The sequence below is a fragment of the Gracilibacillus orientalis genome (assembly GCF_900114645.1).
GTDB classification, from domain to species: Bacteria; Bacillota; Bacilli; order Bacillales; family Amphibacillaceae; genus Gracilibacillus; species Gracilibacillus orientalis.
In genome coordinates, this window is sequence record NZ_FOTR01000013.1 from 1 (window position 1) to 16,336 (window position 16,336).

Consider the following 16,336-nt stretch of genomic DNA (forward strand, 5'->3'; position numbering starts at 1 on the left):
GACCCGACTGATTTTAACAATGATAAAGATAAATAATCAATTATTTTGACGTTTGTTATTCATTATATCAGGTCATTTGTTAGGGCCGGTTGTTCCACACCGGTCCATTTTCATTCTAACGAAAACCCACCACTTAATTGTGATGGGCATAAATCTTATAGAAAAGATAAAAATTCGCGTTCAGAACTCAGTTTTTTATCATTGGATATTTTTCAGATAACAATTGCTTTTAATGTATAGTAACTCACTTAGTTAGACGCTAGAACATCTATATAATGAAATTTGAATTATTATACTTTAACAGATAACTTTAATTTTGGTGATGCTGGAATAAAGCCTATTTTTATCATGTAGTCAAAATATATATGCAACAACGAATGATTCATCTCCGGGCATTTCAATCCGCTTTCAGCTAAAGCTACCTGAGTATTTGACGAGTCATATTTTGGCATATTTTCATATAGCTCCCATGCTGTTTTATCTTTATAAAGAGGCTCAGTTAACAATGGTAAAAAAGGTGTAAGTGCATTATCGCTTTGATTAAGTGTAGATTCAACTAATTGGTCGACCCATTCTTTATAAGGAGTTTTATTGATATTATATCCCATGTTTTTATTTATTTCTTCAAAAAAATCAACAATATCTAAACTCTGATTATATGAAGGCACCAAATGATATGCTTCGCCAAAGTTAGAGGGATTTCTACTAATTTCACAGATTGCTTTTGCTACATAATCGACAGGAACGAATTCCTTTCTTTGATTCGGAAGATCACCATAAGTTCCTAATTGAATACATCCTTTTATCAGTCTAGCTACATAATCTTCAGTATTGTTAACTCCGGATCTACTATGCCCCATAATGAAACCAGGCCGGAATACTGTTACTGGCACTCCTCTTTTATCAGCCTCCCACATTATTTTCTCTGCAACCCATTTACTCTGTGCATATCCTATGTCTTTGTAAAGATAGGTTTCACTAAAGTTTAAATTACTATCTTCCGTTATTTTATTTATGTTAGTAAAGAAACCAATTGGACCAAATACAGAAATGGTAGAAAGATAATGTACGGGTTTTAATTTATTGGCACAAGCAAAATCCAAAATGGTTTTAGTTCCTGTTACATTAGTGTTTTTATGCAATTCATAGGACTGAACATAATTGACTTTTGCTCCGTTATGATAAATAACATCTATAGTTTCAGACAATTGAGAAAAAGCATAACTTGATAATCCGAGTTTAGGTTTGTTTAAATCACCAGTAATTGGAATAATATTATATAAAAACTCTTTTTTCCAAATAGAATACTTCTCCATGTTTTTTTGTATACGTTGCAAACCTTTTTGAGAACTAGAGTCTCTAACTAAACAGTAAATACGTGTTTCAGGATTAGTAAATAGTAACTCTTGTATTAAAAACGCACCTAAAAATCCAGTTGCTCCAGTTAAAAATATGGCTTTTTGCTTAAAAGAAGAAGGATTAAAATGTTGTAACGGTGCGATTTTTTGATCTAACTGAACTTCTGCTGCTAAATCTAACGATTCTGCTTTAATCGAATCCTGGTTTAAAAATGTGCAAATTTTTGCGATTGTAGGGTATTCATACAAAACACTTGCAGGTAACTTAGTTTGGAGAGATTCCTGCATTTGAATAATTGCTCGAGCAACTAATATTGAATTGCCTCCGAGATCAAAAAAATCATCATTTACTCCTATTTTATCAACTAATAAAATCTTTTCCCAAATACTAGTCAAACTCACTTCTTCTCTTTTTCGTGGCTCTTGATAACTAATACCCAAATCAGGGCGTGTAAACATCTTTCCTGAGGACAACGCATTCCGATCAACTTTCCCATTATTTGTTAAAGGCAACTCGTCCTTTATTACATAATTAGACGGAAGCATATAGTTTGGTAATTTTTGCTCTAGAAATGCTTTTAAATATCTCAGTTCCAAAGTCATACGATCCTTTGGAACTACAAAAGCAACCAACCTTTTATCACCTGGTGTAACTTCGTTTACCATAACTGTACAAGCTTTTATAGATCCAAATTGTGAAATGGTAGTTTCAAGTTCACCTAGTTCTATGCGAAACCCTCGAATCTTCACTTGATGATCGACTCTTCCCAAAAATTCTATGTTCCCATCATCTGCTTGTCGAACCAAATCACCAGTTTTGTACAACCGTTCACCATTGTGTTCAATAAATTTTTCATCAGTTAATTCTTTTCGATTCCAATAACCTCGAGCAACTCCAAGCCCACCAGCAACGAGTTCACCAATTTCCCCATCTTTTACTCTCTTTAACTGTTCATCCATAATATAAACATTTGTATTTGTTATTGCATTACCAATCGGAATATTACGATTTAGATTCCAGTTGGAAGGAATTTCAAAAAAGGTTGTAAATACAGTGTTTTCCGTCGGGCCATACCCATTAATAATGCGGGTATTTTTCAAATTTTTCTTAGCTTTTGTAGCTGAAGAAGTTGACATGACGTCTCCACCAGTTATTAAATATTTAAGTCCATTCATGTACTCCAATCTTTCTTCCACCATTAAATTAAATAGACCTGTTGTAAGAAACATGATGGATATATTATTTTCCTTTAAAATATTACAAATACTGGTCGGTGATGCTTTTCTGAATTTGGGGATCACTAGGGTCGCACCGTTCAATAATGCCCCCCATATTTCTAGGGTCGATGCATCAAAAGATATAGTCGAAACAAGAGGTATTGTATCCTGTTTATTAATAGAAATATAATTGGTATCACAAACTAATCGTATAATTCCTTGATGTGGCACCATCACTCCTTTAGGTGTTCCTGTAGAGCCTGAAGTATACATCATGTATGCCACATCTGTTGGTTCTACTTCTTTTTGGTGATTAATGCGATTTGCAGCTACTATTTGAGTTGATTCATTATCTAGTAGTATAGCTCCAATATTGACTACTGGCATGTTAGAAATAATAGCACTGGTTGTGATTAGAACAGATATTTTCGAATCTTCAATTATAAACTCGATGCGTTCTTTTGGATTTGCTGTATCAATGGGGACATATATGGCTCCAATATTCACAATAGCTAACATTGCTACTATAAGGTCTTTTGAACGTTCAAGAGATATACCTACTCTATCTCCTTTTCGTGTACCTTTCAAAAATAAATAATTAGAAAGTTGATTGCTAGACTTCTCTAAATTCTCGTAAGTTATTTTTTCTCCGTCTACTATTAGCGCAACCTGGTCTGGTGTTTCCTTAGCATGTTTTGATAAAATAAGACTCAAATTATTTGGTTTAATATAAAAACCTCCTATTTTTTCATATAATTAGTTATGGAAACTGTCGATCGATTGTTTCTGCGTGCTCAGATCAAAGATCTGACTTTTCAGCGCCAGATCTATCCCAGACAGGATACAATTGATTATACCCTCTAATCCTGTTTTTGCGCTTTTAGAACAAATGTTATTATTTTAAATGAATATTTCTCACCTCCTTTAAAAATCCGAAAAACACAAAAACTCCGTCAAAATAGACGGAGTTTCCGTCGTATTCGGCAACTGGCTGGCATAGATTTATATTTCACCTTAGCCCCTATAGCTTTGCGTCACCACTTTTCAATGGTTTTGCTATTATCGTACGATAATTCAATTATTACTATTTAAATTTTATATTAAGTTTAGCACAATATTTTTCAACTAGAATTTTTATTATTTTTGTAGGATTTAAGAAAAAGTGAAAAGACCCTTACATTTTATCTTGCCATGTTAATCCAGAAGCATTATTTAATGTTTCTACTTATTTAACTTTTATATATAAAGATATCTCTTTTGAGTAAATTATGTATAATTTAAAATAGAAACTATTTAATTACACTATTGAATAAAAGAATTTTTGACAATATATGTCGAAAGTAATTATAGTTTTGAATTATGGATTGTGGATCCTAAAGTAATAAAACTTTCGTATTATATGATCCAAATAATTCTAATTCATGTTGTTTTCACCTTTACAGTAACTAAATAATCATATTTTGTCAATATAATACAATAATAAACTTTTTTCACCATTTTCATTTAAAAATATTTAACATTACACAATTTCTGATTAACACTATTCGAGCTTACTATTATAATGATATAGTTCTAATGTTCAGAATTTACAGGAAATTTGTTCTTTGCTATTTTACAAAATCTTAAAGAGGTGATGTTATGAAAATAGTTGCCACAAAAATAGATGATTTTGACTTAACCATACGGAATCGTTTTATATCTTCGATAAGTACTGAAAGGAGATCAAGACTTGAAAAGTATCGATCTGTAAATGACCAGATTCGATCTATTGTTAGCGAACTTCTTCTGAGAAAGTCAGTAATAGATTATTGGGGGATAGAAAATAAATACATATCATTTTACTACAATGAATATGGGAAGCCTTTTTTTCAAAATTATCCAGACTTTCATTTTAATCTTTCGCATTCAGGAGAATGGGTTACCATTGCTTTAGATCACTTTCCAATTGGTGTTGATATTGAACATATCGTACCAATTGATCTTAAGCTCGCACACCATTTTTTTAGTCCATCAGAAATTTATCAGCTAGAGAAACAACCAATCCAAAATAGACTTTCTTACTTCTATAAAATATGGACACTAAAAGAAAGCTTTATAAAAGGTGTTGGTAAAGGATTTTTTTTATCTCCTGAAACATTTTCATTTGATTTAAAACTTGAAAAAATTGATCGTCACCCCAAGAATATAGATACAACATATTGGACGTTTAAACATTTTTTTCTGGATTCAAATTATGTTTTAGCCATAGCAAGTTATAATCGAAGGCCAAAAAGTATTGAAATAATATCATTTCAAAAGCTAATTAAAGAAATAGATCTATAAAAATAAGGAGCGCTTTTCCATGGCGCTCCTTCCTTAACTACATAGATTTTGTATTCACGACTTATTAAAATATGCCTTTATTTAATCCACGTTGTAAAGCGTTGACAACCATAGACGGACGACTAAGGACTTTATCATAAGGTGTATCTAAAAATTTCTGTAAAGAGCCGATTGTATTAGGACCTATTAAACCATCTACTTTAGCACCAACCTTACTTTGTAGTGCTTTAATGACTAAGTTACCCTTGTTGCCATTACCGAAATCATTAGTTGTACCATTCACGTTGTTACGTACTTGATCGCTTATACGCTTATAATGCCCTCTACTACTGTATCAAGGTATTCTTGCAATGCTCTGGTGTCTTGCCATTAACTCTTAAATTAGCCGTATTTTCTAATATTTTTTATAACCACTACCGGAATTAATACACAATTCTATTGCGATTTGAATCTAAGTTACCTGGTCCATGCCTATAAGTTGCATACCAACATTGTGCATTATCTTCAAACGACTGGATAACTTGAATATCATCTACTTGGTAATGCCAAGATGCATCACGAGGACTATCAAACTGAATTGCATTGATTACTGCCAAATCATCTATTTGCGCTTCGCCAATTATGGCACGTTTTAAATAGCCTCTTTCGATTGTCGTATTTGCGATATGAACACTTGTATTATAGCTTCGTCAATAAACGTTAAGCCATCCAAGTGTATGAGATTACCACTTATACGGATGTCTTCTTTTTTAAGGTTAATCTGTGAAACTATGCCGTCCACTTCTACTTTTAGGTATAGTCGGATAGAAGGTTTACCACCGAATAGCCAAAAGAATAGCAAAACAGAAATTCACACCTAAAAAATGCAGAAACTATGAGTGATTGGGGTGATGGGGGGCTATAAAAAATAGAGTAGGTCAATTAGTTAAAAATTACTGTACAAATGATCCTCTTAAGATAGCTGAATCCATGGGTATAGTGATTCCCCACGTTTTGCACACTAATTTCTAAATGTCACAATTTGATATCGTATTCTTTCGACACCTGTTTATCTTGTATTATTTCATTTGCGCAACATTTAAATAAAGAAAAATTCGGCTAATCGAAGTAGTTATAGTTAAGGCCTTCATTTACTAATAAAAAAATAATGAATTTTATACTGTCTTATAGTGTAAAATAAAATAGAGAGACTGTAATAGCCTCTCTATTTTGCGTATTCTACTGAGCGAGTTTCACGGATTACGGTTACTTTTATGTGACCAGGATAATCCAACTCATCCTCAATTCGTTTTCGAATATCTCTTGAGATCTTGGTAGATTCTGCATCATCAATTTCATCTGGTTTCACTATGATACGAATTTCCCTACCAGCTTGAATTGCAAATGATTTTTCAACACCTGCATATGATTCTGAAATCTCTTCTAGTTTTTCTAAACGTTTAATGTAATTCTCTAGTGTCTCACTTCTTGCACCTGGACGAGCCGCTGAAAGTGCATCTGCTGCAGCAACGATTACTGCAATGACAGATGTTGCTTCTTCATCTCCATGGTGTGAAGCAACTGAATTAATAACAACTTCATTTTCTTTGTATTTCGTTGCTAGCTCTTTACCGATTTCTACGTGGCTACCTTCCACTTCATGGTCAATTGCTTTCCCAATGTCATGTAATAAACCGGCACGCCTAGCAAGTGTTTGATCTTCTCCGAGCTCAGCAGCTAATAGACCGGATAAATAAGCTACTTCCGTTGAGTGTTTTAAAACATTCTGTCCATAGCTTGTTCGATATTTCAATCGCCCTAATATTTTCACTAGATCAGGATGAAGACCATGAACTCCTATTTCAAACGTTGTCTGTTCTCCATAATCACGAATATATTCATCGACTTCTCGTCTTGATTTATCCACCATTTCTTCAATTCTGGCGGGGTGAATACGCCCATCTTGCACTAATTTTTCTAATGCGATTCGAGCAATCTCACGACGGATTGGGTCAAAACCAGATAAGATTACCGCTTCTGGTGTATCGTCAATTATTAGATCAATACCTGTTAGAGTTTCTAATGTTCGAATATTGCGTCCTTCACGACCAATAATTCGACCTTTCATCTCATCATTCGGAAGATTGACAACGGAAACTGTGGTTTCAGCCACATGATCAGCAGCACATCGTTGTAGTGCTAACGACAAGACGTTTTTAGCTTTCTTATCAGCTTCTTCTTTCGCACGATTTTCTGCTTCTTTGATAATCATGGCTGATTCATGTGTCACTTCTTCTTCCACACGTTGCAAAATAATTTGTTTTGCTTGATCCGTGGTATATCCTGATATCCGCTCTAATTCTGCTTGTTGCTCGCTTAACATTGCTCCAACTTTGCTTTCCATTTCTTCAATTTGTTGTTGTTTTTCTGTAAGCGAACCTTCTTTCTTTTCTAACAATAACTCACGCTTGTCTAAAGTTTGATCCTTACGATTAAGGTTTTCTTCCTTTTGCATGAGACGACTTTCAAGCTTTTGAATTTCTGCTCGACGTTCTCTAAGCTCTTCATCCGCTTGTTGACGAATTATATGATTTTCGTCCTTCGCTTCTAGTAATGCTTCTTTCTTCGCAACTTCAGCGTTTTTATAGCCCTCTTCCACAATTTGTTTTGCTAATTCTTCTGCACTCGAAATTTTCTTCTCTGCAATTTTCTTTCTAATCAGATAACCAACAACAATACCGACAAATGTAAGCAAAATGGAGATGATGATCGCTGTAGTATCCATACTTTCACCTCCTCTTGCTATAAACTTGTACAATTTTTAAGTCGGCATGTACAATAATACGTTTTTAAAATTTACATGTATAATATTTGTTGAATTATACATGTTAATTTTAATCTTCTATTACTAGGATGTCAAGGAATGTAAAGATTTTGCATCAATATGAAGGAACAGGTAAAACATACCGAATCTATAGTCTTATTCTTATTGTAAATGTAAAATAATGACTTTTGCATTCTGGCAGATCAGGCTTCTCATCCATTCTTCACTCCAGTATCCCATCAATTTCACTCTTGCCAAAGGCAATATAATATACTATAAAAGAAACTCCACAGTCAATTACTGACTACGGAGCATGGATTTTTTATTCCTCTAGTAAACTCTCTTTGTTGCTCTCTTTAGAACTCTCTTTGGACTTCCCCTTGGAACCCTTTTTAGTTTCCTCTTCTGCGTTATCATCCTCAAGATCGTATTGAGCTCGAATAGAGAGATAGATTTCCTCTGCTATAGCTGGATTTTCTTTTAAGAATTGTTTGGCATTTTCACGACCTTGACCAAGTCTTTCACTGTTATAAGAGTACCAGGCACCACTTTTTAGTACAATATCTAAATTAGAGCCGATATCTAGTATTTCTCCTTCTCGCGATATACCTTCACCATACATAATATCAACTTCCGCTTGTTTAAATGGTGGCGCTACTTTATTTTTCACGACTTTAATACGCGTTTTGTTACCAACCATATCATTTCCTATTTTTAACGTTTCTGCACGTCTTACTTCCAATCTAACAGAAGAATAGAACTTCAACGCTCTACCACCTGGAGTTGTCTCCGGACTACCGAACATAACACCGACTTTTTCACGGATTTGGTTAATAAATACTGCTGTTGTTCTAGATTTATTTATTGCACCAGATAACTTACGTAACGCTTGAGACATCAAACGAGCTTGTAAGCCGACGTGTGCATCACCCATTTCCCCTTCGATTTCCGCTTTTGGCACTAGGGCAGCTACTGAGTCAATAACAACCATATCTACAGCACCACTACGCACGAGGGCTTCAGCTATTTCCAAAGCTTGTTCTCCAGTATCAGGTTGAGATAGTAATAGATCATCTACATTAACACCTAGTCTTTTTGCATATACTGGGTCAAGCGCATGTTCCGCATCGATAAACGCAGCTTGTCCACCTGCTCGTTGTGCTTCAGCAATTGCATGAAGAGATACTGTTGTTTTACCAGATGATTCTGGTCCATATATTTCAACTACACGTCCTCGTGGATAACCACCAACACCTAATGCAACGTCTACTGCAATGGATCCACTTGAAACGGTCGCTACCTGTTGTTCTGCTTTTTCGCCAAGCTTCATAATGGAGCCTTTACCGAACTGTTTCTCAATTTGCTTTAACGCCATATCTAAGGCTTGTTTTCTATCACTCACATTAATTCCTCCTTCATATTGCTATTACTATCTTACAATCTTTCGGCAAGTTTCACAAGTATAAAACGAATAAATGTTCCCATTATTTTCATGAAAACAAATAACATTATTAATAAAAACCTGAAGAAAAGCATTTTTTCTAGTATTAGCTCTCTAGAAAAAATACTTTTCCTATCATACAAAAAAATATTTTCATTTCTTCAGATGATAGAATAGCAATTCAAAAGCCTTTTTAACTGCCCTATTACGAATTGTTTGACGATCACCATTAAATTGAAATCTCTCTGTGTAGTGCTTGTTATTGTGGTCACAAATGGAAATATAAACAGTGCCAGCTGACTGCTTTTCCAACTCTTCAGGACCAGCTACTCCAGTAAAACTAATACCCAGTTTAGACTGATAAACTTTCTTTACTTGAGAAGCCATTGCTTCTGCACACTCTTTACTAACTGTTCCATGGGCTGCGATGAGTTCATCATTTACACTTAATGCCGAAACTTTGGACGAAGGTTGATATACAACAGCTGCACCATTAAATATCGCAGATGCTCCACCTTGCTCCACCACTTTAGAAGCAAACGCTCCACCTGTCAAGCTTTCTGCGCTAGCAATCGTTAGGTGTTTCTGCTTCAACAGATCAAACACTGTCTTTTCGATAGTAACATTGTCATAACCGTAAAGATATTGTCCAACTTCTTTCTTAATCTTTAATTCTATCTGATCGATAAGCTGCTCTGCCTCTTGATTGTTTTCAGCCTTTGCCGTAAGCCTTAGAGCTACTTCACCTTCAGATGCTAAAGGAGCAATCGTAGGATTAGTTTGATTCGATACTAAATCTCTAAGGTTATGTTCTAGTTGTGACTCGCCAATCCCAATAAAGCGTAACATTCGTGACCTGATCACTGTTTTTAAAACGAATGTCTCTTTCAGAAAAGGCAGTACCTCTTCTGTCATAATCGCCTTCATTTCCCGTGGTACACCTGGCATGAACACCCAAAGTGTTTTATTATAGTCCACGATTATTCCTGGTGCAATACCGACTGAATTATGTAACACCTTTGAATCTTGGAACACATGCGCTTGCTTACGGTTATTAGGTGTCATTGTGCGATTAATTTTGGCAAAAAAAGCTTCCATTTTATTTATTGTACCTTGATCTTCTTCGATATGTAAACCTGAAATATGTTGAAAGGCTTCTCTTGTCAGGTCATCTTCTGTCGGACCAAGACCACCTGTTATGAAAACAATATCAGATCTTTTTCCTGCTTCAAGAAAAACTTCGGCCAGGCGATTAAAATTATCACCAACTACTGAATGATAATAGACAGAAACCCCCTTTTCAGCTAATTGTTCTGAAATCCAGGCTGCATTTGTATTAACAATTTGTCCTAACAATAGTTCTGTACCTACTGAAACAAGTTCTGCTTTTACTTCTGTCATTATTTAGAATCTCCCATCACATGCCAATTTTTCACAAAGTATTCTACCCCCGAAACAACCGTAATGAGTAAAGCAGCATATAATAAAATACTATCGATTGGTAACCCAAGCGCAGAAAACGGAACATTATGCAGCAATAAGAAAATGATTGCAAGTATTTGCAAAACTGTCTTTAATTTACCAAGTTGACCAGCAGCCAGTACAACTCCTTCTCCTGCTGCAACAAGTCGCAACCCAGTAACTGCAAATTCACGACTAATAATGATAATTACTACCCATGCAGGGGCAATTTCCATCGAAACTAACAAAATAAATGCAGCAGATACTAATAATTTGTCTGCCATCGGATCAAGAAATTTCCCGAGATTTGTCACTAACTGATGTTTTCGAGCATAATATCCATCAAGCCAATCGGTTGCCGAAGCTACTGCAAAAATAATCAAAGCAACTAAATCAACAATGGGAATGGACTGATCAGCAACATTCCACACTCCCCAATCAAATGGATAGGATAATAATAAAATAAAAATAGGTATAAGCATAATTCGTGATAATGTTATTCGATTAGGTATATTCATTTCCTGACACTCCTTCATATTTTAAAATAAATCGGACAAAACCGCCCGATTCCGCTCTGTTCTTATTCGTAACAGATTAAAAACAGCGAACTAATGAATATTTTCGGTGTGAAGCTTTCTTCCATTCTGATTGTATATGAGTGCTTAGCCGTTGTTGCGGAAAAATGCGACACTCCTGGAGGAATAGCGCGAGCTGAAGATCCACTTGGTGGTAAAGTGATTTTCTTTACCAAGTTAGCTGAAGCCGTGCCCTCGGAAAGGGAGTATTTTTCTGCAGCGACGATCAAACACTCATCCAAAAAATGGATGAAGGCAAATTTAAAAAGGATAACTCCGCAGTTTATATTTTATGTATAGACAGTTTTCTTTGTTTCTGAAAACATAACCCTCTTTAAGAACAAAAGAGGGTTATGAAAGAGCCTTTATTGTTTTTCTATCGTAATCCATACTTTTTGAACTAGAGATGCTTGTATTTCATCAGATAACTCAAGTTCTTCACCATTTATTTCAATATGGATGTTTTGCGGTTCACCGAAACTTAAGTAAAGCTCTTCTGCATCGGAAACATCAAGCTCTAATGGACTTTCATCAGCTGTTAACGTTTTATAATATAAACTTTCATCTGACTGATCTTGTATGTCAAGCCAGTTTTTATTTTCAGAAGTGATAACCATGTTGACATTCTCTTCAGTTGTTGTCAGATTATAGTAGGACTCGTTATTTTCATAGCTGTCCAAGGATAGCTCTGTTGTTAGTTCCGGTTCTTCTGCTTCTTCTCGCTCTTCCGGTTCATCCTCTTCCGCTTGCTCTTCATCTGTTGATTTTTCTTCACCCGGGCTCTTATATTCAACAGACTCACCAGCGGTATTATCATCATTTCCTGTCTGTGTCGGATCTGCTTCATCTCCAGTAAAATAGCCTTGTCTAAATAACCAAACCAACACGACAATACCAATAATTAACAAAACCACAATGACACTAGGTAAGAAGGAAAAAATAACTGGTGTGTTTGTAGTTGTTCTATTTTTTTTACTACTTTTCACACGAGAAGGTGCTACTTTTTCCTCTTTTTCAAAAGGTAAGTCATTTTTGTACTCTTCCATTAATTCCTCTGGATTCAAACCAAGTACGGTAGCATATTCCTTAATAAAAGCCCGTACGTAAAAAGAACCGGGCATAACATTAAACCGTTCTTGTTCTATCGCATCCAAATATCTTACTTGTATTTTGGTAAGGTTTTGAACGTCTTCTAATGTCATATTTTTGCTTTCACGTTCTTCTTTTAATCTTTCTCCGATTCCCATCTGTAACACCATCCATCAATCATTTATCTATATTATCCGAACTTTATATGTTAACGCACTCTATAATAGTTGACGATTATTTATTCCAGTATGTTTCATTTTAAACAATATGTCTTTATCATATCTTAAAATAAACCGATTGAAAAGTGAAATATACGTGAATCTTACAAATTAAAGAAATTTTTAAAAAGACGGAGATGATAAAGAATTTAAAAAACCCTATAAAACATATCATAATGCTTTATAGGGTAAATTCTGTATTATTTTGTACCTTCGTTTTGAACAAGCTTTACCATGGTATTCGCAATGGCATGCTGTTCTTTCTCATCTGCTGCATTCCATAAGTCACTTAGCATTTTCTCTTGATCGTTTTTAGCTTGCACTTCTGTGGATAAGTAATTGCCAATATCATATGCAAGCTCTGAAACTGCTTGGTTACCTATACCATTATTTTGTGCATCATGCAATCGATCTCCTAAAAAATCCTTCCATGACTCAAAATTATCAATTACAGACATGTTCATTCCTCCTTTATCAGCATACATTAGTATCTTTCGATAATTTTATAAAAATATGCATACTAACAATAGGAAGATATTCTATATTCATCCCCAAGCACCATTAACTCGGATTAATTCACCCTGTATATACTTAGATTGATTACTACAAAGAAACTGAACAGCATCTGCAACATCCTCAGGTTTACCTGCTCTTTGCAATGGAATGTCTTGAATTAGCTCTTGTTTTTCCTGAGCGGTCATAGCTTGATTCATTTTGGTATCGATAAAGCCAGGACTAACCCCATTCACAAAAATATTACTTGGACCTAACTCTTTTGCTAAGGCTCTGATAAAAGCATTTTGAGCGCCCTTTACGGTCGAATATGCAACTTCACAGCTCGCCCCAATTTCACCCCAAATCGAAGAAATCAATATGATCCGTCCAAATTTATTTCGTATCATATCAGGAATTAATGCTTGCGCTATTTTCCATGGAGATTTCACATGTAATTGGAGCATTTCATCCATATCTTGTTCTTCCATATCTTGAAATAAGCCAAAATAAGACTTTCCGCTAGTATATATAAGCTGATCAATATCTTGCTGTGGCACCTGATGAATAAATTGAGCTAAACCTTCACTTGTGGATAAATCTGATTGAATCACATCAATTATTTGATCGCTTGGTATTTGCTCCTGTAATTGCTCAATAGCTGTTCTGTTTTGATTATAATGCAAAAAGAGTGCATGCCCTTTATTTGCTAATTGGTTGGCGATCGCCATCCCAATTTCCCCACTTGCACCAGTTATAATCGTTCTCTTCTCCATCGCTTATCCTCTATTCATTAGCTTTGACAAAACAAGTAGAAAGTTGTTCTTCATTAATCCAGTTTTTAGTAAAATCCTGCATATCAGCATGCGTCAGGTTTTCCAACCATTCGATACTTTCAAAGAAGTCAATACCTAATAATTGATAATGTGTATATTGATTCGCAATAAATTCTAATGAATTCATCGCACGTAATATTTGGCCAATTTTCTTGCGTTTTATCCGCTCGAAACCTTGCTGATCCATCGAAGTGGTTTGAAGGTTTAACAATTCTTGTTTTATCGCTTGGGCTAATTTTTCTGGATCTTTGGTGTTTCCACCGATAATGCTAAAGCCGAAATTACGTTCTAAGTGTGATTCACTACTAAACGATTGATCAATAAGGCCCGCTTCATACAACCGTTCATATGCCACACCACTTTTAGAAAATAAGTGGTCTAATACTATATCCATTAACCATTCTTTTTCCATGAATTCTTTCGGATCTTTCGGAATAACACTCTCTTTTATACCTACCAAAGCTTTTGGAACGGAAACAGGCATTGTTATTGTTACTTCTTTTTCGGCTACTTCTTTCGGCTCATCTGGAAATTTTCTTGTGATCGGTGCAGGTGCCTCAAAATCTTTTTGATCTTGGTTATTTTTTATAAATGCCATTGTTTCTTCAGGGTCAACATTTCCCGCTATAAACAGTGCCATATTATTTGGATGATAAAAGGTGCGATAACACGTATATAAATCATCTTTTGTAATATTATGAATCGACTCTACTGTCCCAGCAATATCGATTTGTACCGGATGGTGATGATAGAGACTTTTAATCGTTCCGAAAAACGCTCGCCAATCTGGCTGATCATCATACATACGTATTTCTTGTGCAATAATTCCTTTTTCTTTTTCAACAGATTGCTCAGAGAAATAGGGATTTTGCACAAAATCTACAAGTGTTTGTAAACTCTCTTTTATTTTTGAGGTTGCAGAGAATAAATAAGCTGTTTTTGTAAAAGAAGTAAACGCATTAGCTGAAGCACCCAGTTTTGAAAAATCCTGAAAAACGTCACGATCTTCTTTTTCAAATAATTTATGCTCTAAAAAGTGTGCAATCCCATCAGGGACCGTCTGTAAATCTTGTTCATTTAGTGGAACAAAGCTCTGGTCAATTGACCCATAATCGGTTGTAAAAATAGCAAAAGTTTTTGCCATCTCCTGTTTTGGTAAAATAAAAACGCGTAATCCATTCGAAAGTGTATCTGCATATATATTCTCTTCGATTTGTTGATAATGTTTATGCTTCACTTTGTTCCGCCTCCTTACTCGTCAACAAATAAATAGTATCAAGTTTCACTTTATTGGCGACATTCATTACTTGCTCTTTCGTAACAGTGTTTACCTTCTCTAATAATTCCTTAGGTGTAATGGATGATTGTGCCAACACACTTTGGTAGTGTAATTCAATCATACCGTGTGGGTTATCTAATGTTTCCCGTAATTGATTAATGGTCATTTCTTTCGTCTCGCTTAGCTCATTATCAGTAAACTCACCATTACGCATTTCTTCCATCTGTTCTAAAATGATCTCTTTTGCTTTTTCATATTGTTCTGGTCCAATCCCGCTAAAGACAAACATTAATCCTTTATGACTTTCAATTCTTGATGCAGCATAGTATGCTAAACTATGCTTCTCACGTACATTCATAAATAATTTGGAGCTAGGAAATCCGCCAAACAGACCGTTAAAAACATGTAACGCTGGATAATCCTCGTCATCAAACGTAATATTGGTTCGATAACCAAAATGTAATTTAGCTTGCTTTATATCATCTTTTTCTATTAGTGTTTGTTCATTGGCACTTGCTACTTTCTTCCCTTTTTCAATTGGTTGCTGTTCTCTCTCATCTACCAATTCTGTGATTTTTCCCTCTACATATAAACCTTCAATATCACCAACTGCAAAAATATCAAGATGATCCTGGTTCAAAATTTGTTGATAATAAGCATAAAGATCCTCTGCAGTAATCTTATCTAAATCTTCCTCGTATCCATGCACACGTAAACGATATGCCTCTTCGTTACACATTTCCTCAATTAGGCGAGTGTTTGCAAAGCTTATTTTATCCTCTTTTAGTGATTCCATCTTGCTACGCAAGGTTTCTTTTTCACGAGCTACAATTTTGGGATCGAATCCTTGATTAACTAATTTTGGTTGATAAATTACTTCACGAAGAAAAGCAATTCCTTTATCTAATAAATCCTGAGAACCTGCGATGTATTGTTCATTTGGCAATTCTAATCGAATATTTAAGATATGATTCTCACCTTTTTTACTACTGTCAACTGCTAAAACAGTGCCATATAGCTCATCAAGATGTTGCCGTAATTGTATGGCAGTAGGGTAATTCTCCGTACCTTGCTGCAAAATATAGGGAAGTAACGCTCTTTTCGTAATATTTTCTCTAGTTAACTTTGACGTGAACTTTAATGACAGGTGAATGGTTTTAAATTTCTTAGTATGTATAAGATGTAAATCATACCCTTCTCTTGGGATGATTCGCTCTAAAGATTCGGCCATAATTCTACTCCTT

Annotated in this window: 13 protein-coding genes and 1 riboswitch; of the genes, 2 read left to right on the forward strand and 11 right to left on the reverse strand. The window is 35.0% G+C overall.

Annotated features, from left to right (window positions below; genetic code table 11):
* Nucleotides 1-290: 290 nt before the first annotated feature.
* Nucleotides 291-3,290, reverse strand: coding sequence for a non-ribosomal peptide synthetase family protein (locus BM121_RS18185; RefSeq protein WP_245780847.1), 3,000 nt, complete (start codon nucleotides 3,288-3,290; stop codon nucleotides 291-293).
* Between the two features lie 265 nt (nucleotides 3,291-3,555).
* Nucleotides 3,556-3,644: riboswitch (cyclic di-GMP riboswitch) on the reverse strand.
* Nucleotides 3,645-4,214: 570 nt separating this feature from the next.
* Here BM121_RS18185 and BM121_RS18190 point away from each other — a divergent pair.
* Nucleotides 4,215-4,898 carry a 4'-phosphopantetheinyl transferase family protein gene (locus tag BM121_RS18190; protein ID WP_091485342.1) on the forward strand — a complete coding sequence of 228 codons (684 nt, stop codon included), beginning with the start codon at nucleotides 4,215-4,217 and terminating at the stop codon, nucleotides 4,896-4,898.
* Nucleotides 4,899-4,962: 64 nt separating this feature from the next.
* On the opposite strand, the gene BM121_RS18195 is transcribed toward BM121_RS18190, so the two are convergent.
* The 5 genes from BM121_RS18195 to pgsA form a co-directional block, all read right to left on the reverse strand.
* Nucleotides 4,963-5,181: a hypothetical protein gene (locus tag BM121_RS18195; protein ID WP_091485344.1), complete on the reverse strand. Its 219-nt coding sequence runs from the start codon at nucleotides 5,179-5,181 to the stop codon at nucleotides 4,963-4,965.
* 921 nt (nucleotides 5,182-6,102) lie between these two features.
* Nucleotides 6,103-7,662 carry a ribonuclease Y gene (rny, locus tag BM121_RS18205; RefSeq protein ID WP_091485347.1) on the reverse strand — a complete coding sequence of 520 codons (1,560 nt, stop codon included), beginning with the start codon at nucleotides 7,660-7,662 and terminating at the stop codon, nucleotides 6,103-6,105.
* Between the two features lie 361 nt (nucleotides 7,663-8,023).
* Nucleotides 8,024-9,103 carry a recombinase RecA gene (recA, locus tag BM121_RS18210; RefSeq protein ID WP_091485350.1) on the reverse strand — a complete coding sequence of 360 codons (1,080 nt, stop codon included), beginning with the start codon at nucleotides 9,101-9,103 and terminating at the stop codon, nucleotides 8,024-8,026.
* A gap of 192 nt (nucleotides 9,104-9,295) precedes the next feature.
* Complete coding sequence (locus tag BM121_RS18215) at nucleotides 9,296-10,543, reverse strand: competence/damage-inducible protein A (RefSeq protein ID WP_091485351.1); 1,248 nt, start codon at nucleotides 10,541-10,543, stop codon at nucleotides 9,296-9,298.
* Nucleotides 10,543-11,121 (reverse strand): CDP-diacylglycerol--glycerol-3-phosphate 3-phosphatidyltransferase, encoded by a 579-nt coding sequence (pgsA, locus tag BM121_RS18220; protein ID WP_091485353.1) that lies wholly within the window; start codon nucleotides 11,119-11,121, stop codon nucleotides 10,543-10,545. Before pgsA ends, BM121_RS18215 begins: the two co-directional genes overlap by 1 nt.
* A gap of 93 nt (nucleotides 11,122-11,214) precedes the next feature.
* Between pgsA and BM121_RS18225 the strand changes: the two genes are divergently transcribed.
* Entirely contained in the window at nucleotides 11,215-11,478 is a 264-nt protein-coding gene (locus BM121_RS18225; protein WP_139220288.1) for a hypothetical protein, read from the forward strand.
* 65 nt (nucleotides 11,479-11,543) lie between these two features.
* Here the strand turns inward: BM121_RS18225 and BM121_RS18230 are convergent, their stop codons facing one another.
* From BM121_RS18230 to yfmF, 5 genes are all read right to left on the reverse strand, one after another.
* Nucleotides 11,544-12,425, reverse strand: a complete 882-nt coding sequence (locus BM121_RS18230; protein WP_091485357.1) for a helix-turn-helix domain-containing protein — start codon at nucleotides 12,423-12,425, stop codon at nucleotides 11,544-11,546.
* Nucleotides 12,426-12,685: 260 nt separating this feature from the next.
* Complete coding sequence (locus BM121_RS18235) at nucleotides 12,686-12,943, reverse strand: DUF3243 domain-containing protein (protein WP_091485359.1); 258 nt, start codon at nucleotides 12,941-12,943, stop codon at nucleotides 12,686-12,688.
* Nucleotides 12,944-13,030: 87 nt separating this feature from the next.
* Nucleotides 13,031-13,753, reverse strand: coding sequence for an elongation factor P 5-aminopentanone reductase (gene ymfI, locus BM121_RS18240; RefSeq protein WP_091485360.1), 723 nt, complete (start codon nucleotides 13,751-13,753; stop codon nucleotides 13,031-13,033).
* Nucleotides 13,754-13,763: 10 nt separating this feature from the next.
* On the reverse strand, nucleotides 13,764-15,050 hold the full coding sequence (yfmH, locus tag BM121_RS18245; protein WP_091485362.1) for an EF-P 5-aminopentanol modification-associated protein YfmH: 1,287 nt from the start codon (nucleotides 15,048-15,050) through the stop codon (nucleotides 13,764-13,766).
* Nucleotides 15,040-16,323: an EF-P 5-aminopentanol modification-associated protein YfmF gene (gene yfmF / locus BM121_RS18250; RefSeq protein ID WP_091485364.1), complete on the reverse strand. Its 1,284-nt coding sequence runs from the start codon at nucleotides 16,321-16,323 to the stop codon at nucleotides 15,040-15,042. The genes yfmH and yfmF overlap by 11 nt, the downstream gene beginning before the upstream one ends.
* Nucleotides 16,324-16,336 lie beyond the last annotated feature (13 nt).